At 41.2% G+C, this 19746-nt stretch carries 23 protein-coding genes and 1 CRISPR repeat array; of the genes, 22 read left to right on the forward strand and 1 reads right to left on the reverse strand.

Annotated features, from left to right (window positions below):
• Window positions 1-496: a CRISPR direct-repeat array (repeat unit 30 nt; unit sequence GTTTCAATCGAATCTAAGAGGAATGGAAAC).
• A 137-nt stretch (window positions 497-633) separates the two neighbouring features.
• From AC4E92_RS02525 to AC4E92_RS02535, 3 genes are all read left to right on the forward strand, one after another.
• Window positions 634-1287, forward strand: coding sequence for an MFS transporter (locus AC4E92_RS02525; RefSeq protein WP_490239014.1), 654 nt, complete (start codon window positions 634-636; stop codon window positions 1285-1287).
• Between the two features lie 244 nt (window positions 1288-1531).
• A complete protein-coding gene (locus AC4E92_RS02530; RefSeq protein WP_490239015.1) occupies window positions 1532-2860 on the forward strand; it encodes an FAD-dependent protein in 1329 nt (442 codons plus the stop codon).
• A gap of 17 nt (window positions 2861-2877) precedes the next feature.
• Window positions 2878-3855 carry a redoxin domain-containing protein gene (locus AC4E92_RS02535; RefSeq protein ID WP_490239016.1) on the forward strand — a complete coding sequence of 326 codons (978 nt, stop codon included), beginning with the start codon at window positions 2878-2880 and terminating at the stop codon, window positions 3853-3855.
• A gap of 408 nt (window positions 3856-4263) precedes the next feature.
• On the opposite strand, the gene AC4E92_RS02540 is transcribed toward AC4E92_RS02535, so the two are convergent.
• Window positions 4264-5583: a glutamine synthetase family protein gene (locus AC4E92_RS02540; protein WP_490239017.1), complete on the reverse strand. Its 1320-nt coding sequence runs from the start codon at window positions 5581-5583 to the stop codon at window positions 4264-4266.
• A gap of 531 nt (window positions 5584-6114) precedes the next feature.
• Between AC4E92_RS02540 and AC4E92_RS02545 the strand changes: the two genes are divergently transcribed.
• The 19 genes from AC4E92_RS02545 to hpf are packed head-to-tail and all read left to right on the forward strand — an operon-like array spanning window position 6115 to window position 19733.
• A complete protein-coding gene (locus AC4E92_RS02545; protein WP_490239018.1) occupies window positions 6115-6717 on the forward strand; it encodes a CBS domain-containing protein in 603 nt (200 codons plus the stop codon).
• Window positions 6718-6734: 17 nt separating this feature from the next.
• A complete protein-coding gene (locus tag AC4E92_RS02550) occupies window positions 6735-7430 on the forward strand; it encodes an undecaprenyl-diphosphate phosphatase (protein ID WP_490239181.1) in 696 nt (231 codons plus the stop codon).
• Window positions 7431-7436: 6 nt separating this feature from the next.
• Entirely contained in the window at window positions 7437-8060 is a 624-nt protein-coding gene (locus AC4E92_RS02555) for an MBL fold metallo-hydrolase (RefSeq protein ID WP_490239019.1), read from the forward strand.
• Entirely contained in the window at window positions 8060-8428 is a 369-nt protein-coding gene (locus tag AC4E92_RS02560; protein ID WP_490239182.1) for a carboxymuconolactone decarboxylase family protein, read from the forward strand. The genes AC4E92_RS02555 and AC4E92_RS02560 overlap by 1 nt, the downstream gene beginning before the upstream one ends.
• Window positions 8406-11084 (forward strand): DNA polymerase I, encoded by a 2679-nt coding sequence (gene polA, locus AC4E92_RS02565; RefSeq protein ID WP_490239020.1) that lies wholly within the window; start codon window positions 8406-8408, stop codon window positions 11082-11084. The genes AC4E92_RS02560 and polA overlap by 23 nt, the downstream gene beginning before the upstream one ends.
• A 12-nt stretch (window positions 11085-11096) precedes the next feature.
• Window positions 11097-11576: a chemotaxis protein CheX gene (locus AC4E92_RS02570; protein ID WP_490239021.1), complete on the forward strand. Its 480-nt coding sequence runs from the start codon at window positions 11097-11099 to the stop codon at window positions 11574-11576.
• Window positions 11573-11821, forward strand: a complete 249-nt coding sequence (locus AC4E92_RS02575) for an AtpZ/AtpI family protein (protein WP_490239022.1) — start codon at window positions 11573-11575, stop codon at window positions 11819-11821. Before AC4E92_RS02570 ends, AC4E92_RS02575 begins: the two co-directional genes overlap by 4 nt.
• The gene (locus AC4E92_RS02580; RefSeq protein ID WP_490239023.1) at window positions 11766-12098 is read left to right on the forward strand and encodes an ATP synthase subunit I; all 333 of its coding nucleotides are present in this window, start codon (window positions 11766-11768) and stop codon (window positions 12096-12098) included. Before AC4E92_RS02575 ends, AC4E92_RS02580 begins: the two co-directional genes overlap by 56 nt.
• Before the next feature lie 4 nt (window positions 12099-12102).
• Complete coding sequence (gene atpB, locus AC4E92_RS02585; protein ID WP_490239024.1) at window positions 12103-12960, forward strand: F0F1 ATP synthase subunit A; 858 nt, start codon at window positions 12103-12105, stop codon at window positions 12958-12960.
• Window positions 12961-12975: 15 nt separating this feature from the next.
• Entirely contained in the window at window positions 12976-13233 is a 258-nt protein-coding gene (locus AC4E92_RS02590) for a F0F1 ATP synthase subunit C (protein WP_490239025.1), read from the forward strand.
• A gap of 12 nt (window positions 13234-13245) precedes the next feature.
• The gene (atpF, locus tag AC4E92_RS02595) at window positions 13246-13734 is read left to right on the forward strand and encodes a F0F1 ATP synthase subunit B (protein ID WP_490239026.1); all 489 of its coding nucleotides are present in this window, start codon (window positions 13246-13248) and stop codon (window positions 13732-13734) included.
• A complete protein-coding gene (locus AC4E92_RS02600) occupies window positions 13731-14273 on the forward strand; it encodes a F0F1 ATP synthase subunit delta (RefSeq protein WP_490239027.1) in 543 nt (180 codons plus the stop codon). The genes atpF and AC4E92_RS02600 overlap by 4 nt, the downstream gene beginning before the upstream one ends.
• Before the next feature lie 5 nt (window positions 14274-14278).
• Entirely contained in the window at window positions 14279-15790 is a 1512-nt protein-coding gene (gene atpA, locus AC4E92_RS02605; RefSeq protein WP_490239028.1) for a F0F1 ATP synthase subunit alpha, read from the forward strand.
• Complete coding sequence (gene atpG, locus AC4E92_RS02610; protein ID WP_490239029.1) at window positions 15790-16602, forward strand: ATP synthase F1 subunit gamma; 813 nt, start codon at window positions 15790-15792, stop codon at window positions 16600-16602. Before atpA ends, atpG begins: the two co-directional genes overlap by 1 nt.
• Before the next feature lie 13 nt (window positions 16603-16615).
• On the forward strand, window positions 16616-18025 hold the full coding sequence (atpD, locus tag AC4E92_RS02615; protein ID WP_490239030.1) for a F0F1 ATP synthase subunit beta: 1410 nt from the start codon (window positions 16616-16618) through the stop codon (window positions 18023-18025).
• Window positions 18022-18390: an ATP synthase F1 subunit epsilon gene (gene atpC, locus AC4E92_RS02620; protein ID WP_490239031.1), complete on the forward strand. Its 369-nt coding sequence runs from the start codon at window positions 18022-18024 to the stop codon at window positions 18388-18390. Before atpD ends, atpC begins: the two co-directional genes overlap by 4 nt.
• Before the next feature lies 1 nt (window position 18391).
• A complete protein-coding gene (locus AC4E92_RS02625; RefSeq protein WP_490239032.1) occupies window positions 18392-18556 on the forward strand; it encodes a hypothetical protein in 165 nt (54 codons plus the stop codon).
• Window positions 18557-18558: 2 nt separating this feature from the next.
• Window positions 18559-19209 carry a hypothetical protein gene (locus tag AC4E92_RS02630; RefSeq protein ID WP_490239033.1) on the forward strand — a complete coding sequence of 217 codons (651 nt, stop codon included), beginning with the start codon at window positions 18559-18561 and terminating at the stop codon, window positions 19207-19209.
• The gene (gene hpf, locus AC4E92_RS02635) at window positions 19206-19733 is read left to right on the forward strand and encodes a ribosome hibernation-promoting factor, HPF/YfiA family (RefSeq protein WP_490239034.1); all 528 of its coding nucleotides are present in this window, start codon (window positions 19206-19208) and stop codon (window positions 19731-19733) included. The genes AC4E92_RS02630 and hpf overlap by 4 nt, the downstream gene beginning before the upstream one ends.
• Window positions 19734-19746: the final 13 nt, after the last annotated feature.

Below are 19746 nucleotides of genomic sequence, written 5' to 3' on the forward strand. Positions count from 1 at the left end.
GTTTCAATCGAATCTAAGAGGAATGGAAACCACAAACAGCAGATGGAACGGCATATATCTATACTTGTTTCAATCGAATCTAAGAGGAATGGAAACCGATGACCTCATGGTCATCAGTTTTCATTTTCATAAGTTTCAATCGAATCTAAGAGGAATGGAAACTACCTTTCGTATAAGACTACACAGTAGTACCCATGTTGGTTTCAATCGAATCTAAGAGGAATGGAAACATTGATACCACCTCTTGGACATAAATGGACTAACCTGGTTTCAATCGAATCTAAGAGGAATGGAAACAATACATTCTTCAAAGCTTTGATCATGTTTGTAAAACGTTTCAATCGAATCTAAGAGGAATGGAAACTCTTATGTCGGCATCTCATGCTGGTTTCCGCTCCTTGTTTCAATCGAATCTAAGAGGAATGGAAACAGGACGTTGCGGCTATATTCAATGAAACTGCTTTTCGTTTCAATCGAATCTAAGAGGAATGGGAACTCTTCGTTGCCATCTTCCTCACCTCCGGTTTCAATCGAATCTAATTGGATGTTTTAATACTCTAAATTGACAAAAAAGCGGGCTTTTGCCCGCTTTTTCTAAGTTAGCTTTTGATAATCATATTTACTTGTTTTTGTATGAAAAACCTTTTCTACAGAAAATGGAATGGAATCAAGTTCATAACTTCAAACAATGGATTGAAATCACTTTTCATATTTGCAGCGGTTGCAAATTTCATCTCAGCTCCTGCATTCTCAGTTGTGATTCCTTATATAATCAGAAAAGAGCTGAATTTTTCAGCGCAGTGGTTTGGAATGCTTGAAATGATGTTCATGGTTGGCGCTCTGCTTGGAAGCTTGTTGACCGGAACGGCATTAGCTACAACAAATTCCAAAAAGCTCATAACTGTAGGGATAGTTCTGGAAAGTTCCATAGGCTGTTTTATGGCTTTGACGCTCATGTATTTGAGTACTCAGAAGGGATTTGCTGTAACTCTTTCGTCGATATCTTTGTTTTTGACAGGAATTTTCAACATGTTTGTGAACGTCCCCATAGGTGCAAATCTTCAAGCTTTGATCCCTTCGCAGGTACGTTCAAGAGTTCTGTCTATCCTCACGATCTTTTCCTCGGGATTAACACCCGTTGGTTCTCTACTTGGTGGAATAATCGTCGATAGTATGAATGCGTTTGTTTTCTTTTTGATTCTGAACCTTTTAATGTTTGTCGTGTCTCTGGTATTCGTTTTGTTTGCACCAAAAGAAGCATTTCTGCAAGATACAAAAGCCAATTGAGCTATAATGAATTTAAGGATTATTTTTGAAACATTAGACCTATGCCAATTTACGGTTTAGTCCAGGATCCTGGTAGGCGCCTTCCATAATATATAATACGAAACTGTGAAAGGGCAAAAACAGCAAAAACCGTCTTTAAATCAGAGTTTGAGTAAAAAGTTGTAAATTTTATTGATCGGAAAATTAAAGCAGAACTTAGTTGGAGCTAACTTCAAAGACCATATTTTAAACGGAGGTATTGCCCATGAGAAAACTGGGAATTGTCGGTTTTGGCGCTTCTGCGATTGGTTTTATGTATGGTCTTATAGAAAGCGGCAGGGTGGATGACTACGAAATCACAGTTTTTGAGAAAGGAAAAGATCACACGCACAATACAATCTCTGGTGTGAGAATGGATGGAAAGATATTCATAAGCAGAGGAATGGGCGGAGAGCTCGATATTCCCATCGAAATACAGCAGAAAATGGTGATGTTCTACTTAACGCACTCTGGATACAAACCAACTTTGAAAGACAAAACCAATATGATTGAGTATCTCAAATCTTTCGAAAAAGACGGAAAAAGAATAGAATACGGTGAATCATTTTCAAATGAAGAAACATACAGAATTTTTTATGATCACGGTTTTGAACCTGTCAGAGCATATTTTTTTCACCTGGGGACTGATGTGCTAAAAGATACAAACAACAATCTTTTTGAGTACTTCTCTTCGTTTAAAAATATCCACTTTTCTTTCAACACGGTGGTTGAAGACATGGAGTTCGGTGACAAACACAGGGTCTTCACCAGCAATGGTGAATATCTTTTTGATGAAGTCGTGATCGCTGTTGGCAGAAGCGGGCACAAGCTCATGGATCGTCTTAAGGAAAAATATCCACATCTTGTGAAAGAAAATTATTATGTCGATATAGGTATCAGGTATGAATTGCCAAATCACATTATGGAAAGGTTTTTCGACATGTATGAAGTAAAGGTCAGATACAAGGCAAGGACGGGGTACATGTGCAGATTGTTCTGCCAGAATCCCGCCGGCAAGGTAACTTTAGAAAAATACGAAGATTTCACCACCGTGAACGGGTATTCAGACACAAATCAAAAAACTGAAAACACTAATTTTGCCGTACTTGTGACCACAAGATTCACAGAACCGTTCAAAGACCCAACAGGGTATGGGAAAAACCTTGCAAAACTTGCAAACATACTTGCGGGAGACCGCGAAAAGATAATTCTGCAGACATACGGAGATTTCAAAGAATACAGAAGAACAAAAAGATTGGGAAGGGTCTACCCTACTCTGAACAGCAGCAGTTTTATACTGGGAGACGCGAATCTGGTATTTCCATCCAAAATCAGAGAATCGCTGGTGGATTTCGTCGATAGACTTGACAATGTTATAAAAGGCGTCGCTTACTTTGACAATTTGCTTTATGCTGTTGAGGTCAAATTCTATTCCAACAAATTCAACAACGATCTTTTCAAAAATCTACATGTCATAGGCGACTGTTCTGGCTGGACAAGATCCATACAGTATGCCACTTCGATGGGATACATGAGAGCTCTTAAGGTATTATGATTTCAGGAGGTGAAGGGATGAAAACGGTGAAATTCAATCTCGTTGATCAGGATAACAGGAAAACAACGGATCTTGATCTATTTGGAAAATACACCGTACTGTATTTCTTTCCCAAGGCTGGCACAACCGGCTGTACAAAGCAGGCACAGGATCTTTCAAAAGCCATTGAATGGTTCAGGTCACACCAGATACAGGTCTACGGTGTATCCTGCGACAGTCCAGAGACTTTGAAAAATTTCAAAGAAAAATATCAGCTTGAAGTCAATTTCTTGTCTGATGAAAGATGCGAATTTGCCAGGTCTTTGAATGTGCAAAAAGACGGTAAAATCGTGCGTTCGACTTTCATTCTGGATCGGTGGAACAGAATAAGATGCAGTATGTTCAACGTCAAGGTTGATGGACATGTAGAAAAGGTGAAAGAGCAACTTTTGAAGATCATGCAGCAAGACAATTCAATCAACGAACTGATACAGATCAGAAGAGCCAGAAGGGCTTTGAGCCAGGAAAAGATCTCAGATGAACAGCTCAAAGTTCTTTTACAGGCTGCACACCTTGCACCTTCCTGTGCAAATAAACAGCCATGGAGATTCATCGCGGTCAGATCGCAAGATATTCTAACCAGGTTGCACGAGACGCTTTCGGGTGGCAATTACTGGATGAAAAAAGCACCTGCATTGATCGTTGTTCATTCAAAAAAAGAGATGGACTGCCAGCTTTCAGACAACAGGGACTATTTTCTCTTTGACCTTGGTCAGGCTGTTGCCTTTTTGCAGATTCAGGCAACTCAGATGGGACTGGTTGCTCATCCTGTAGCAGGTTTTGATCCGATCGGTGTCAAAAAAATTCTTCAAATACCACAGGAACACGTAATAATCACAATCATTGCCGTTGCATATCCAGAAAAAGACCTTTCAGGACTTTCTGAAAAGCACCAGAGCGCTGAACTGTCTGAGCGTGATAGACAGCCCATAGAAAGTGTGGTCGAATTCGCCTAAGTTCCAGTGATCAAATTTGATCAACTGGCTTGGTTGAGCTTCTTTCGATTATGTTCGCTGGCAGGATTATGTTTCTGACAATGTTTTTCTTGTAATAAGAGAATAACTTTGTTATCACCAGTTTTATTCACCGAAACTGATTATTTGTCAATCACAAATCAACAGGATTATTATCACCAAAGAGGAATATCTGTTCATTACACTCCCTCAAAGAAAGTCGCATGAAAACATTTTCACATCAAGTGTAAATTTGTACAAATGGCAGGAAAAAAATGAAAATACTACCAAAAAGCTTTTTGTTTCTTCTTAAATCTCTCAAAAGCTCAAAAATTCACAGAAGATTAACATTAGAGTGATGAAAATAAAAGTGGCTGACAAAAAGTCAGCCACTTTGTCATAGAGATACGATCAAACATTCAGGTATTTTCTTATTTCCCAGTCAGTTACAGATATACTGAAATCCCTGTACTCTCTTCTTTTGAGTTCGATAAATTTTTTGAAGATATGTTCGCCAAGAATTTCTTTGACAAGATCGGATTTTCTTGTTTCATCGAGTGCTTCTTTGAGTGAACCTGGTAGAGAATCTATCTTGAACTGAGTGCGTCTTTCTTCGGACATGGAATATATGTTTTCTTCGATGGGCAGTGGTGGCTCTATTTTGTTTTCAATTCCATCCAGACCGGCGCCAACCATTACGGCAAAAGCAAGATATGCGTTACAAGAAGGATCTGGCGCGCGATATTCAATTCTGGTTGACTTGCCACGTGCTGCAGGTACTCTTATCAAAGCAGATCTGTTTGCCTTTGACCAGGCGATGTTAACAGGTGCTTCGTAACCAGGCACGAGTCTTTTGTAGCTGTTAACAGTTGGATTTGTAATTGCCGTTATTTCACGTGCATGGAGCAAAATACCGCCAACAAAATACCTTAAAACCTTTGAAAGGTTATCAGGTGAGCTGGGATCATAGAAGGCATTTTCACCATTTAAAAACAAACTCAGATGTGTGTGCATGCCAGAACCATTTATGCCAAAAAACGGTTTGGGCATGAATGTAACATGTAAGTTGTGTTTTACCGCTATGGTTTTGAGAACCAGTTTCACAGTTTGAGTATTGTCTGCCGCCCTTAGAACGTCTGCATAACGAAAGTCCACTTCGTGCTGGGACGGTGCCGCTTCATGATGGGATGCTTCAACATCAATTCCCATGGTTCTCAGAGCCACAGCAACTTCACTTCTCAGAGACTCAACTTCATCAAGAGGCAAAAGATCAAAATAACTTCCAAAATCCAGCAACTCAGCCCTTGGAAAACCTTTCTCATCTTTTGGAAGGACAAAAAATTCGATCTCAGGACCTGCAAATGCTTCAAATCCCATTCTTTTTGCTTTTTCAACAACGAGCTTCAGCCGGTAGCGTGGATCTCCTTCAAAAGGTGTGCCGTCTGGTTTGTAAACATCGCAGATTATTCTGGCGCTTTTTGCTCCATTTGTTGACCAAGGAAGAATTGCAAAAGTAGAAAGATCCGGTTTCAGGTACATATCAGATTCTTCGATTCTGACAAAACCTTCAACGGATGATCCGTCAAACATGATACCTCTGCTGAATGCCCTTTCAAGTTCTGCGGATGGAATTTCGACGTTCTTCAGATTTCCGTTGATATCAGAGAACTGAAGGCGGATGAATTGAATTTGCTCTTTTCTCACAACCTCAAAGATCTGCTCCTGATCCATAAAATTCCCCCCTGCAAAAAAATTTATAGCAATATCATAAAGACAGATATTGAAACACTGATAATGAAAAGGTTAAGATCCAAAAAATTGAATATTTCGATTAATCTATCTATCGTGTGGTAGATAACTTTACACAATATATTGTGGGGGTGGTAGAAAACTTCAAAAATGCTCTTTAATAGCGAATAAAAAGGTGGTAGAAAACTCCAAATGCTCATCACAAAAATAAAATTTTGCGCTCATATAATACCGAGCTACTTACTCTGAAAATCATCTATCAACGTAAAGATCATACTTACACGTTTTCTACCACCTTTAAATTAGCTTGTAAAGAGCCTTTCGGAAGTTATCTACCACTTATCTACCACTTATCTACCAGGTTATCTACCACCCCCCTCACGAACAAAAACAGTGATTTAAAGCCAGTTTTCGATCGTAATGTTACAGAATCTACCACCCCTATATAATATATCTACTACTAAGGTATGATAAAAATATAATATCTATAGTAGAAAAAGGGGGCGAAAAAATATGTTTGCAAAAAACTGGATGAATACAGACTTTCCACAGGTAAAGGTGAGTGCAACTGTTCAGGAAGTTTTATCAACCATGAGAAAGTACAGAGTAGACTACTGCGTCGTAACAGACGAGGAAAACAAATTCGAAGGGCTGGTATACAAAAACACACTGGCAAATCTACAGCTTGACAATACCATAGGTGATTATGTGATCTTTCCGGATTTTTATGTGTTCGACGACAGCTACATCGAAGAAGCCGCACTGACTTTCAGAGAATCACATGAAGCGTGCTTGGCAGTTGTCGATAAAGATCTTGTCGTAAAAGGTGTAATAACTCTTACAGAGATACTCGAAGCCTTTGTTGCCATTACGGCGATGGACGAACCCGGCTCAAGGATCCTTCTGAAATTGGAGGACAAACCCGGACAGTTAAAGAAGGTTTTTGATGTCCTTGCACAGAACAAAATGAATGTCCTTTCCGTGAACACAGTTAAGGAAGATGGCTACAGAAGAGTTTCAATAAAGGTTGATGTTTTGGATCCGCAGGAAGTTGCAAAGGTTTTAGAGATGTACAGTATCAGGTATGAGAAGATAGCAAAGGAGGAAGGATTCTGAGCGGCTTATTCCTTGCGATTGTACAGGGATTGACTGAATTTTTGCCGATTTCAAGTTCTGGACACCTTGTGCTGTTTTCAAAAATACTGAATGTCAACACGGATATTGCCCTTGCGGCTTTGCTTCATCTTGGAACGCTGTTTGCCGTTTTCATATTTGCTTTAAAGCCACTGGTACGTTCATTCAGAAACTGGAGGATACTTTTTAATCTTGTCATCTCAACAGTTCCGGCAGTTGTCGTTGGATTTACTTTGAATAAAAAAATCGAGGCGACTTTCACTGATACGAGATTTTTACCTATCTTTTTTTGCACAACGAGTATCATGTTGCTTTTTGCCTCGATGAGAAATGGCAGGAAAAGTCTTGAAGAAATGTCATCTCTCGATGCTTTGATTATTGGACTTTTTCAGGCAATAGCCGTTTTTCCGGGTATATCGAGAAGCGGAGCAACCATATCTGCTGGTTTACTGCTTGGTTTTAAGAAAGAAGATTCTCTTTCTTATTCATTTCTTCTTGCCCTGCCAGTAATCGCTGGAGCTGGGATTTTGGAAGGTTCACAGATGAATTTTCACTGGTTTTATCTTGGTGTGATCTCTTTTTGTGTTGGAATTGTCGCACTGTTTTTGCTCAAAAAGGTTGTTTTGGCTAACAAATTGAAGATTTTTTCCGTTTACTGTCTTTTGGCCGGTTTTGTCTCGTTTTTTGTGAGGTGATCCCTGTTGAATATTGAAATACTGGTCATCGGTGGGGTTCTGCGCGCAATGCCTTACGTAATGGCACCGTATTCAACGGTATCTTTACTGTATGATGATGAAAAAAGGATAATCGTAGATGCCGGAAGCTTCGTAACCTGGGAGGCACTTGAAAAGTCACTGAAGGCAAGAAACATTTCGCCTGAAAAGATCACCGATATGATCTTTACACACGTGCACATGGACCATATTTTTTCATCGATATTTTTCAAGAATGCCTCTGTCTATGTCCATGAAAAGTACAGAACAAGGGATTATTCATCTTTTGGACCGATCGCCGGACAGCTGTACAGTATGGTTGTTCTGAGCTGGAAAGATGTGCACACGTTAAAAGGCGGAGAAAGGCTTTTTGGTTGCATCGATGTTTTTCACACACCTTATCATTCATCTGATCACATCTCTATGGTTGTTGAAACGCAAAATATGGGTAGAATATTCATACCGGGTGATATTTGTTATACAAAGGTAGAGTACTTTGAAGCAGTCAAAGGCTACAAAAATGATGAAGGTGCTGTGTTTGTGAGAGAAACTTCAAAAAAATGCGACTGGGTGATTTTCACCCATGATGAACCTTTAAAACTTTCGAGGTGATCAACTTGATAGAAGAATTCGTTGATTACAGGGCAAGGCTGAATAAGCTGATAAACGAGAAGGGTAATATTCACACCAAAAGGTTCATGAATCTTGATTCCCAGGTTTACGAAGAAGGTGCTCTGAGTACGAAAACCAAGGAAATGCTTGGTCTTGTTGCGTCGATGGTTTTAAGATGCAACGACTGCATCACATACCACATGATAAGGTTGTTCCAACTGGGTACAAAAGATGAAGAGTTCTTCGAAATTTTCAATGTTGCGCTCATTGTTGGAGGCTCGATAGTCATACCGCATCTGAGAAAGGCAGTCGAGGTTCTCGAGGAACTGAGGGAGCATGAAAAAAATGGCAAAATTATTTCTCTTTGATGGCACAGGTCTTGCTTACAGGGCATATTATGCGGTAGATCAAGCGCTTTCAACCAGCTCAGGTCTTCCAACAAATGCCACGTATGGCGTTTTAAGAATGTTGATAAAGTTTTTGAAAGAACACATCAGAATAGATGACTGCGTGGCATTTGCGATGGACAAAAAAACACGCACCTACAGACATGAATTACTGGAAGAATACAAAGCGCACCGTCCGCAGGCTCCCGATGCGATGATACAGCAAATACCATATATAAAGAAAGGCGTAGAAGCTCTCGGAGTGAAAGTGCTTGAGTATGAAGGTTGTGAAGCAGACGATGTCATAGCAACACTTGCCAAAAAAGGAGAAGGTGTCTTTGAAGAAATTTTCATAGTGACTGGTGATAAAGATATACTACAGCTGGTTAATGAAAAGATCAGGGTATGGCGTCCGGCAAAAGGTATAAGTGATCTTGAGCTTTACGATCCTTCAAAAGTGAGAGAAAAATTCCAGGTTGATCCATCGCAAATAGTCGATTTACTTTCACTGATGGGTGATGCCGTTGACAATGTACCTGGAGTTAAAGGTATAGGAATGAAAACTGCCGTTGAATTGATACAAAAATACGGTGATTTAGAAAATATATACCGCAAGATTGACCCAAACAGCCGAATAGGTAGATTGTTGATCGAGGGCAAAGAAGATGCTTTCAAGAGCAGACAACTTGTAACTCTGATGAAAGACCTCGATCTTGGAATAGAGTGGGAACAGCTGAAATACACAGGTTACAGAGAAAGTGAACTGGTTGAATTTCTAAAACAGATGGAATTTTCAAGCATAATGAAAGAACTCGGGCTTTATGCTCAGCAGAGTACGCAGAGTGCTTATATAACTGTAAAAGACGAAAAGACCTTTACAGAACTGCTGAACAGGATGAAAAAAAGCCAGTATATTGTGTTAGATCTTGAAACAGATTCTCTCTCTCCATTAGATGCAAAAGTAGTTGGTTTTTCAATTTCTCTGCCTGATAAGAGCAGTTATTATGTACCTTTGTCACACAGAAACGGTCCGAACATTGATATGAATCTGGCATTGAGCAGTTTGAAACAAATACTCCAGCAGGCCGGCACAAAGATCATCGGGCAGAATCTCAAATACGATTACAGTGTGTTGAAAATGCACGGGATTGATCCGGTTAGACCTGCTTTTGATACAATGATAGCCGCTTATCTGTTGAATCCGGATGAAAAGAGATTCAGTCTGGATGAACTTGCCATGAAATTTTTGAATTACAAGATGATCAGTTTCGAAGAGGTTGTCAAAAACAGTTCACCTTTGTTCAGTTCGCTGAGTTTTGCCGACGTATCTGTCGAGGAAGCCACCAAGTATTCTGCCGAGGATGCAGATATAACTCGCAGACTGTACGAAGTGTTGAACATCAAGTTGCACGAAGCTGACCTGCTTGATGTTCTTGAAAAAATCGAGATGCCTTTGATACCTGTCCTGGTGGACATGGAACTTGCCGGCGTATACATGAATATAGAATATCTAAAAGATCTTTCGATGAAATATGTAACCAGGATGGATGAACTTTCACGACAGATCTTTGAGCACGCAAAGGAAGTTTTCAATTTGAATTCACCAAAGCAAGTGGCATACGTGCTGTTTGAAAAACTCAAAATTCAGGGCTCTAAGAAAACTTCTACAGGTGATCTTTCAACCAGAGCCGATGTACTTGAGGAGTTAGTCGACGAGCATCCCATTGTTCAATTGATTCTCGAATACAGGAAATTTCAAAAACTGAAATCCACCTACCTGGATGTATTACCAAGGCTTGTACATCCCAAGACAGGGAGAATTCACACTTCATTTCATCAGACCGGTACAGCCACGGGAAGATTGAGCAGCAGCGATCCAAATCTTCAGAATTTGCCGACCAGACAGGAAGAAGGGAAAGAAATAAGAAGGGCAGTTGTTCCTCAAAAGAGCGGCTGGAAGATAATAAGTGCAGACTATTCACAGATAGAGCTCAGAGTTCTGGCACATTTGAGTGGCGATCAAAAGCTGATAGAGGCATTCCAGAAAGAAGAAGATATTCATTTATTCACAGCTTCCCGTATCTTTCAGGTCGAAAAAGACCAGGTTACACCGCAGATGAGAGCTGTTGGAAAGATGGTCAACTTTTCTGTGATTTACGGGGTGTCGCCGTACGGATTGTCCAAAAGAACGGGTCTTACTTATGAACAGGCTCAGCGTTTCATAAACGAATACTTTTCGCTGTATCCGTCGGTTAGAGAATATTTTGCAAAGGTTATCTCTTATGCTAAAACGTATGGTCATGTGAGAACGATGTTTGGAAGAAAAAGAGAGGTACCGCAATTAAGATCAAAGGATGCAGCAGTTAGGCAGGAAGGTGAAAGAATAGCTGTAAATACACCAATACAGGGTACTGCGGCAGATATCATGAAACTCGCAATGATAGATTTGCATAGTAAAATGAAACAGATGAAGATGAATTCGAAAATGATACTTCAGGTTCATGATGAACTTGTCTTTGAGGTTCCCGATGATGAAACTGAACAGATGTTGCAGATGATCAAACAATCGATGGAAGATGTGGTAAAATTATCAGTACCATTGAGAGTGGATATAACGGTATCTGAAAGCTGGGAATGAGGAGGTATTAACTTGGACGCAAGGATTTTGAATGCTTTGATTGCTGCGATCGTTAATACCATGGAAACTTTGATAGGCAAAAAACCATCTATAGGTAAACCCGGCGTATTGAAAGAAGTCAGACCGATGTATGATCTTGTGACGGTTATAGGATTTGCAGGAGGCGTTGAAGGCATATTGATATATTCTTTCAATCCTCAAACGGCGTTGCAGGTGGTCTCAAAAATGATGGGCATGCCTTATGAATCCTTGGACGATCTTGCCATGAGTGCAGTTGGAGAACTTGGAAACATGATCGCCGGTGCACTTGCAATGAACCTTGAGAAAATCAACTGTAAAATCAACATAACCCCGCCAACAGTTGTTACTGGACGTGATTTGAAGCTGACTGTTGATGGGCTTGTTCTGCAGTTACCCGTTGGTGTTGTAAATGAAGGAGACATCGAAACGATTCTTTCAGTGAAAGGGACGGTTAAGTGCGGCAAGGCTTGAGCAAATACAGTATCGTGCTCAATTTTGGTGTAACTGTTATTTCCAATATCGCCGTTGGAGCTTTTCTTGGTTATTACATCGACAGATGGACAACAAAAAATGGTGTGATTTTGATAATTTTTGTACTGCTTGGTGTTGCGTCAGGTCTGTACAATGGGTTTAAATATCTTTTAAAGGAAGCCGATAAATATGACAAACACGATAAAAAAGATGCTGAAAAACATAATGATTCTGGGAATAGCTGAGATGGCTGTGTTCTGGTTTCTTTTTGGTTATAAGGGAGTGCTGGGAGTATTGATCGGAACCTGTGGAGCATGTGTTAACATAATGGCTCTTTGGCGTGACGTTAAAAAGTGTGTTTCAAGACAAAAAAAGATGTCAGTGGCAGGTTATCTTTCGCGGTATACTTTAAGTGGAGCCATTATGGCTTTTTGTGCTGTTGCTTTATCTGTACAGGCTGTTTTTGGAGCTTTTTTTGGTCTTTTAAATGCCAAACTGGCAGCCTTTTTGTCCTGGAGGTGACCTGGTGAAGCTGAGTTTGGACAGAAAGACAAAGATACTTTTGGCTATATTTTTGATCATCTACATAGTTGTGGGGATTTTGAATGCAGTTTATCTTTCAAAACAGAGCATGGGTGAAGCCTTCAAAAATGTTGCAAATAGATGGGTTGTGAAGCTCCCATTTGGAAATGGAATCTTTTCACGGATAAATCCACTTACTATTTTCATGACCTGGATCATCATGCTCATAATAATACTGATTGCGTATGGTTTTAGAAAACCAAAACTGATACCAGATAGAAAACAATCTGCGCTGGAATCTCTCATGGAGTTTGTTTATCAAATGGTTGAAGATGCCATACCGGATCAGCGTTTTGTAAGACCAACTTTTTATATCGCATGTACCCTTTTCATATTCATCGTTTTTTCAAATATCCTTGGTGGTGCAATCCCTGGAATTTCAATTGAAGCAAATGCGCAGGGAAATATAGAAAAAATATACCTGTTTTCCGACACGTGGTTCTCGCCCACTGCCGACATAAACACAAATGCTTTTCTTGCAGTCTTTGTTTTTTTGATAAGCCAGGTCTTTGCGATCAAATCAAAAGGTTTTAAAGCGTGGGCAAAGTCCTGGTTTGAACCAATTCCGTTGATGTTTCCGATGAATGTCATAGGAGAACTCTCAAAGCCGATATCACATTCATTGAGGCTCTTTGGAAATATCGCCGGTGGAGCCTTGTTGACGTACCTGCTCGCATACATGGCAAAGTACCTGTTTTTACCTGTGATACTCTGGGGTTTCTTTGGCTTATTTGTGGGTGTGATTCAGGCGCTTGTTTTCACAGTGCTTGCAATTGCTTACATATCATCGGCTTTATCGTGAAAAGGAGGGATTTTTGTGGAGAATGGACCAACTCTTGCTCAAGCTTTGATCCAGATGGGAAAGTTTATAGGTGCAGGTATATGCATGGGTGCCGGAGCAATCGGTCCCGGTGTAGGTGAAGGACACGTCGGTGACGGCGCTATGCAGGCGATGGCTCGTCAGCCGGAACTCATAGGTGTTTTGACCACAAGGATGTTGCTGTCGCAGGCTGTTTGTGAGACAACAGGTCTTTACTCTCTATTGATCTCCATACTGATACTCTTTGTTCTCTGAGGAGGACAGAAGATGGGATTTGTTGAACTTAACCTCACGGGTATTGTGCAGCTTTTGAATTTCTTTATACTGTTATTCGCACTGTACAAACTTTTGTACAAACCATTTACCCAGATTATGGACAAAAGACGTGAAAAGGTTGAAGCTGAACTTGCTCAGGCAGAAAAAGAGCGCAAGGAAGCTCAGGAAATGAAAAAAGAAGCCGAACAGATTCTGGCAAATGCAAGGCAAACAGCAGAGAAAATCGTGTCCGATGCGAAACAAACAAGTGACGAGTTGATCAATCAGGCAAAAAATCAAGCCCGTGAGGAAGCAGATAGAATTATGAATTCAGCACGTGCCGAAATTGAAAGAGAAAAGCAGAGAGCTCTGGATGAAGTCGAAAAAAGAGCTGGAGAAATTGCCGTGGCTCTTGCCATGAAAATTCTCCAGGGAGTTCTCGATGAGAAAGCGAAAAGGGAATATCTTGTGAATGTGTTGAAAAAGGGGCAGAGTGAATGAGATATTCTCACATAGCATCCAAGTACGCCAGGGCTTTGCTCAATGTTGCAATTGAGCTGGGAAAACAGGAAGAGTACGGACAGGTACTGGCACTTGTTACTTTGCTTTATCAGAAGACAAAATTGTTCCTTGACGATCCCACGCAGAATTCTTTGAAACAGGTTGAGAGGATTGTCAAGTTTTTGAACCACGCAGGTATAACGGTCGATAAACCGTTCTGGAGTTTTCTGAAAATAGTTTTTGAAAAGAGAAGGCAGGCATCTTTACCGCTGATTCTGGAGTACTACAAAAACATGAAAATAGAATCTCAGATGAAAGTGCCCGTTGTTTTAACTGTTGCTTATGATTTGTCTGATGAAGAGACAAAGGCGATATCGGATTTCGTAAGGCGCTATACGAAAAAAGAACCTGTTTTTGACATAAGACTTGACCAGTCGCTCTTAGCCGGTGCTGTGATAGAGTACGAGGGTAGAACTTTTGATGTTTCTGTATCTGGAAGGATAAGAAACATAGCTCGTTCTGTTTTTCAAAAGGGGTGATGTAGTTGCGAATTAGCCCGGGTGAGATAACAAAGGTTTTAGAGGAAAGGATTAAGGAATTCACAGAGGAAATAGATCTTCAAGAGACGGGAAGGGTTGTACAAGTTGGTGATGGAATAGCGCGCGTCTATGGTTTGAACAACGTTATGGCAAATGAACTCGTAGAGTTTGTGGAAACAGGCATAAAGGGTCTTGCTTTCAACCTCGAAGAGGACAATGTGGGTGTGATCTTGCTCGGTCCATATTCTCAGATCAAGGAAGGACACATCGTTCGGAGATTGAAGAAAATCATAGAAGTTCCGGTTGGAGAAGAGTTACTTGGAAGGGTTGTCAGCCCGCTTGGAGATCCTCTTGACGGTCTTGGACCGGTGAATGCCAAGCACACACGAAGGGTAGAGATAAAAGCTCCGGGAGTTATATACAGAAAACCTGTGAACACACCGCTTCAAACGGGTATCAAGGCAATCGATGCGATGATTCCAATAGGTCGTGGTCAGCGCGAGTTGATAATAGGTGACAGACAGACCGGAAAGACCGCGATAGCGATTGATACGATCATCAACCAGAAGGGAAAAGACGTATACTGCATCTATGTTGCCATCGGACAGAAGATCGCTTCTGTTGCGCGCATTGTCGATAAACTGCGCGAATTCGGTGCGATGGATTACACAACAGTTGTCGTTGCATCGGCATCAGACCCGGCACCAATTCAATATCTTGCTCCGTATGCAGGTTGTGCCATGGGTGAATATTTCATGTACAGTTCGCGTGATGCCCTTGTAGTTTACGACGATCTGTCAAAGCACGCGGCTGCTTACAGGCAACTTTCTCTGCTTTTGAGAAGACCACCTGGAAGGGAAGCTTATCCTGGTGATATATTCTACCTTCACTCCAGACTCCTTGAAAGAGCGGCAAAACTCGATGAAAAAGCAGGAGGCGGTTCTTTAACAGCCCTTCCAATAGTTGAAACGCAAGCCAACGACGTTTCAGCGTACATTCCAACCAACGTCATATCCATAACAGATGGGCAGATATACCTTGAACCTGGACTTTTCTATTCCGGATTCAGACCTGCCATCAACGTTGGACTTTCTGTGTCGCGAGTGGGAGGTTCTGCGCAGATAAAAGCGATGAAACAGGTGGCTGGGATGTTGAGAATAGATCTTGCACAGTTCAGAGAATTGGAAACATTTGCGCAGTTTGCTTCAGAACTCGATCCAGCCACAAGAGCCCAGATAACTCGTGGACAGAGACTGCAGGAACTGCTCAAACAGGATCAGTACCATCCTATGCCGGTTGAAGAGCAGGTAGTTGTTCTTTATGCCGGAATCAAAGGGTATTTGGATGAACTCTCAGTTGAGTCTGTGAAAAAATTTGAAACAGAGTTTCTCAAGTATATGAGAAACACACACAGTTCTTTGCTCAAATCAATCGCACAGAAAAAAGAACTGACACAGGAGATCGAAGATGAATTAAAGCAAGCCATTCAGGAGTTTCTGAAGGGATGGCATGAATAATGAGCAGGAGAAAACTCAGGTCAGTTAAGGCGCGTATTCAGTCCACGGCATCGTTGATGAAAATAACGCGTGCAATGGAAATGGTTGCACGTGCCAGAGTGAGAAAACTGGAAGAGTCTTTTTCAAAGATAAAAAAATTCACAGATGCTGTTGAGCAAATAAAAGAACACGTTGATTTCTCATGGTGTGAACATCCTTTTGTGACCGGTAAGGGTAAACCGATTTTGATAGTTGTCAGTTCAGACATGGGATTGTGCGGAGCTTTCAACGCTGAGATAATCAGAGAAGCCGAGCACAGATTGAAAGACTTCGATGGTCTGATTACCATAGGTTCGAAGGCGACGGCATATTTTTCAAAAAACAGCAAGCTCATTAAATCTTACCAAAGAATGTACGATGTTCCGACGTTGAATTTTGCCGCAGCTCTGATGGAAGATGTTTTGAAGATAACGGGAAATGTCCATGTCATATACGCAAAATTCATCAACAAACTCGTTCAACGTCCTGTGTATTTGCAATTGACACCTGTGGCTGGTGGAAAGAAAATAGAAAGATACGAATATGAACCGCAGCCAGATGAACTCGCAGCCAATTTTGTCAGCTTTTATGTTGCGACAAAATTCTATTCGATGCTCTATGAGACAAAAGTTAGTGAAATGTACGCTCGCCAGAATGCTATGAGAAACGCTACGGAGAATGCCAAAGAAATGATAAGAACGCTCACTCTTGAGTACAACAAAGCAAGGCAGGCATCGATCACACAAGAGCTCATAGAGATTGTCACCGGCGCAGAGGCTTTGAAGGAACAATGAGGAGGCGATTTTCTTGGCAGGGAAAGGATATATAGTCAGGGTCATAGGACCTGTCGTTGATGTTAAATTCAATGAAAAAGAACTTCCGGATATATACAATGCCCTTGAGGTGGTTAATCCTCATACCGGTGAAAAACTCGTGCTTGAGGTGGAGCAGTTGATAGGTGACAACATCGTCCGCACCGTTGCACTTGATTCGACAGACGGTTTGACAAGGGGCTTAGAGGTCATCGATACCGGAAAGCCAATAGTTGCACCGGTAGGTAGAGGCGTTTTGGGTAGAATGCTGAATGTTGTTGGTAAACCAATAGACGAGAAAGGAGAAATAGAGGCGCAGGATTACTGGCCAATTCACAGGCCGGCGCCGACCATCACCGAGCAGAAAACTCAAATAGAAATTCTCGAAACGGGAATAAAGGTGATCGATTTGCTTGCTCCATTTCCAAAAGGTGGGAAGATAGGCTTTTTTGGTGGAGCAGGTGTTGGAAAAACAGTTCTTGTTATGGAATTGATAAGAAACATCGCCATTGAGCAGAAGGGCTTTTCGGTCTTTGCAGGTGTTGGTGAACGCACAAGAGAAGGAAACGACCTATGGATTGAAATGCAAGAAGCAGGCGTTTTGGAGAACACCGTTCTGGTTTTTGGACAGATGAACGAACCACCGGGAGCAAGGTTCAGGGTCGGTTTAACTGCGCTGACGATTGCAGAGTACTTCAGAGATGTCGAGGGAAGAGATGTTCTTTTGTTCATAGACAATATCTTCAGATTTGTTCAGGCTGGTAGCGAGGTTTCTGCCTTGCTTGGAAGGATGCCTTCCGCGGTGGGATATCAACCGACACTTGCAACTGATATGGGTGAATTGCAGGAAAGAATTACTTCAACTCAAAAAGGTTCTATAACATCGGTACAGGCGATATACGTTCCGGCAGACGACATAACGGACCCTGCCCCTGCAACTACTTTTGCACATCTGGATGCTTCTGTGGTTCTTTCCAGAAAGATTGCAGAGCTCGGGATTTACCCTGCTGTAGATCCTCTTGATTCAACCTCCAAGATCCTCGATCCGGCTGTAGTCGGTTGGGAACACTACCAGGTTGCAAGAGGTGTGCAGGAAGTGCTTCAGAGGTATAAAGACCTGCAGGACATAATAGCAATTCTGGGTATGGAAGAATTAACTGAAGAAGACAAGTTAATAGTTCAAAGGGCACGAAAAATACAGCGTTTCCTGAGCCAGCCATTCTTTGTGGCTGAGAGATTCACCGGCGCCTCTGGAAAATATGTACCGATCTCCGAAACAGTCCGTGGGTTCAAAGAAATACTCGAAGGCAAGCATGATTCCTTGCCAGAACAGGCATTTTTCATGGTTGGAACGATTGAAGAAGCTGTTAAAAAAGCCGAGAGACTGAGAGGGAGTGTTGCATGATAGAGGTTGAGATCCTTTCCCCTTCGACTGTTTGCTGGAGCGGCAAGGCAAAATTGTTATCCTGTAGAACTGTTGAAGGATCTATGGGAATACTTCCAAAAAGAGCACCGATAGTCGCTCAGCTTGCAATAGATTATGTTCGCGTTGTCACAGAGGACGGAGAAAAAACCTTTGCAACCTACGGTGGTTACATGCACTGTGATGGTCAGAAGATCACGATAGTTGCCAGTATTGTCGTGCCTTCTGAAGAACTGGATCCTCATGTCTTTAAAGATGCTCAGGAAAGAGCCAAAAAACTTTTGGAGTTTCAGGACAGGCTTTACAAGAACACGAAAGTTGAAGCAAACATAAAGGCGGGCAGATAGAGTGGCTTATGCGCTTTTGATAGCAGGACTTTCTCTGCTTGGATTTTCTGTCTTTGTATTTAGAAAATCGATCGGTGAGTTCTCAAAGACATCTTTCTTTTTGATCTTACTGTGTGTAATGCTATTTTTCCTGGCTTTTCTGTTATCATTTTTAAAGGGGGGATGATTATGGATAAGTATTTAACGCCGTTCTTTGACAGGACGAATTTACCGTCGAAAGATTTTTACTCGTACGGGCTGGTGGTGTTTTTTGTCGGAAGTGTTCTGGGATTGATAGCCTCCATAGTTGTGGTTGCGGCTAATTATCTTATAGCTTTATCCGCGCTGCGCTTTTTTGGTTTCACACAGGGTATGTGTTTTGTTTCCGGTCTTGTTTTGATTTTTGTACTGATAAGGTGGCACTCAATTATAAGGCAATTGCAGCGCAGAATGATCGAGGCATTTCCAAAATACACAGCGATCGTTTTGAAAATGGATGAATCACTGTTTTACATTGGAATTGCAATTGCTGTAGCAGGGTTAATCATCAACTTATTCGTTGCATTTGGTTTTGCCGTGATTGTTGTGGGACTTGCTCTTGCTTATTATTTTTTCTTCAAGTCAGTGGAAAATCTTGAACAGGAAGAGATTAAATTCTTTTCCACAACATTTGAAAAGAATGTAGAAAAATCCTTCAAATTTGCTTTGGATACAAATGTGCTTTTGTACACTATGATTACCCTGTTTGGTTATTTTGTGCTTCACCAGGAAGAGTATTTTTCTGCGATCAATGATTATGTAAAAAAGAGGATGAATTTACTTGAGGAGGTGAAGCAATGAATTACAAATTCACAACCAGGGGTTTTGATTCTTCACCTGCTGTAGAACAGTATCTGTCAAAGAGATTGGAGAAAGTCGACAGGGTTTTGAAGGACAACGACGTCGTCTCTGCAGAGATAAAAGCAGAGAAGGATGCTGTGAATTTCGTATTGAAGGCAAATATAAATTTAAGAGGAAACATAGTCGTTGTTCAGGAGAAAGATCCAGATTTGTACACCGCGATTGACAGAATGTCAGATGCGCTGGAAAAAAAGATAAAAAAGATCAAGTCCACAATTCGTGAAAAGCACCGTGTTCCGGCGGAAAAAGAACCACAAATATCAGCTTCTTCAGTGGAAGAAGAAACAGACATAGCCGAGACAAAGCGAATACCGCTGTCTTTGATGCCTTTAGAGGAAGCAATTTTGCAGTTCAAAACTATGAAAAGGCAGTTCTTTGTTTTTCGAAACTCTGAGACCAATGAAATAAACATGCTCTATGTTCGAAAAGATGGTAAGATGGGCTTATTTGAATTTGTTGATTAGCTGGTGAGAATTT

Origin of the sequence: Pseudothermotoga sp. (assembly GCF_031962025.1) — a bacterium.
In the GTDB taxonomy this organism is placed as follows: Bacteria; Thermotogota; Thermotogae; order Thermotogales; family DSM-5069; genus Pseudothermotoga_B.

Excerpts from the sequence above, each read along its gene's own strand:
- AC4E92_RS02545 (WP_490239018.1), top strand. The coding sequence starts at position 6,115 with ATGTTTGCAAAAAACTGGATGAATACAGACTTTCCACAGGTAAAGGTG.
- AC4E92_RS02540 (WP_490239017.1), bottom strand. The coding sequence starts at position 5,583 with ATGGATCAGGAGCAGATCTTTGAGGTTGTGAGAAAAGAGCAAATTCAA.
- atpF (WP_490239026.1), top strand. The coding sequence starts at position 13,246 with ATGGGATTTGTTGAACTTAACCTCACGGGTATTGTGCAGCTTTTGAAT.
- atpG (WP_490239029.1), top strand. The coding sequence starts at position 15,790 with ATGAGCAGGAGAAAACTCAGGTCAGTTAAGGCGCGTATTCAGTCCACG.
- AC4E92_RS02535 (WP_490239016.1), top strand. The coding sequence starts at position 2,878 with ATGAAAACGGTGAAATTCAATCTCGTTGATCAGGATAACAGGAAAACA.
- hpf (WP_490239034.1), top strand. The coding sequence starts at position 19,206 with ATGAATTACAAATTCACAACCAGGGGTTTTGATTCTTCACCTGCTGTA.
- AC4E92_RS02630 (WP_490239033.1), top strand. The coding sequence starts at position 18,559 with ATGGATAAGTATTTAACGCCGTTCTTTGACAGGACGAATTTACCGTCG.
- AC4E92_RS02525 (WP_490239014.1), top strand. The coding sequence starts at position 634 with ATGAAAAACCTTTTCTACAGAAAATGGAATGGAATCAAGTTCATAACT.
- polA (WP_490239020.1), top strand. The coding sequence starts at position 8,406 with ATGGCAAAATTATTTCTCTTTGATGGCACAGGTCTTGCTTACAGGGCA.
- AC4E92_RS02530 (WP_490239015.1), top strand. The coding sequence starts at position 1,532 with ATGAGAAAACTGGGAATTGTCGGTTTTGGCGCTTCTGCGATTGGTTTT.
- AC4E92_RS02580 (WP_490239023.1), top strand. The coding sequence starts at position 11,766 with ATGACAAACACGATAAAAAAGATGCTGAAAAACATAATGATTCTGGGA.
- AC4E92_RS02600 (WP_490239027.1), top strand. The coding sequence starts at position 13,731 with ATGAGATATTCTCACATAGCATCCAAGTACGCCAGGGCTTTGCTCAAT.
- atpC (WP_490239031.1), top strand. The coding sequence starts at position 18,022 with ATGATAGAGGTTGAGATCCTTTCCCCTTCGACTGTTTGCTGGAGCGGC.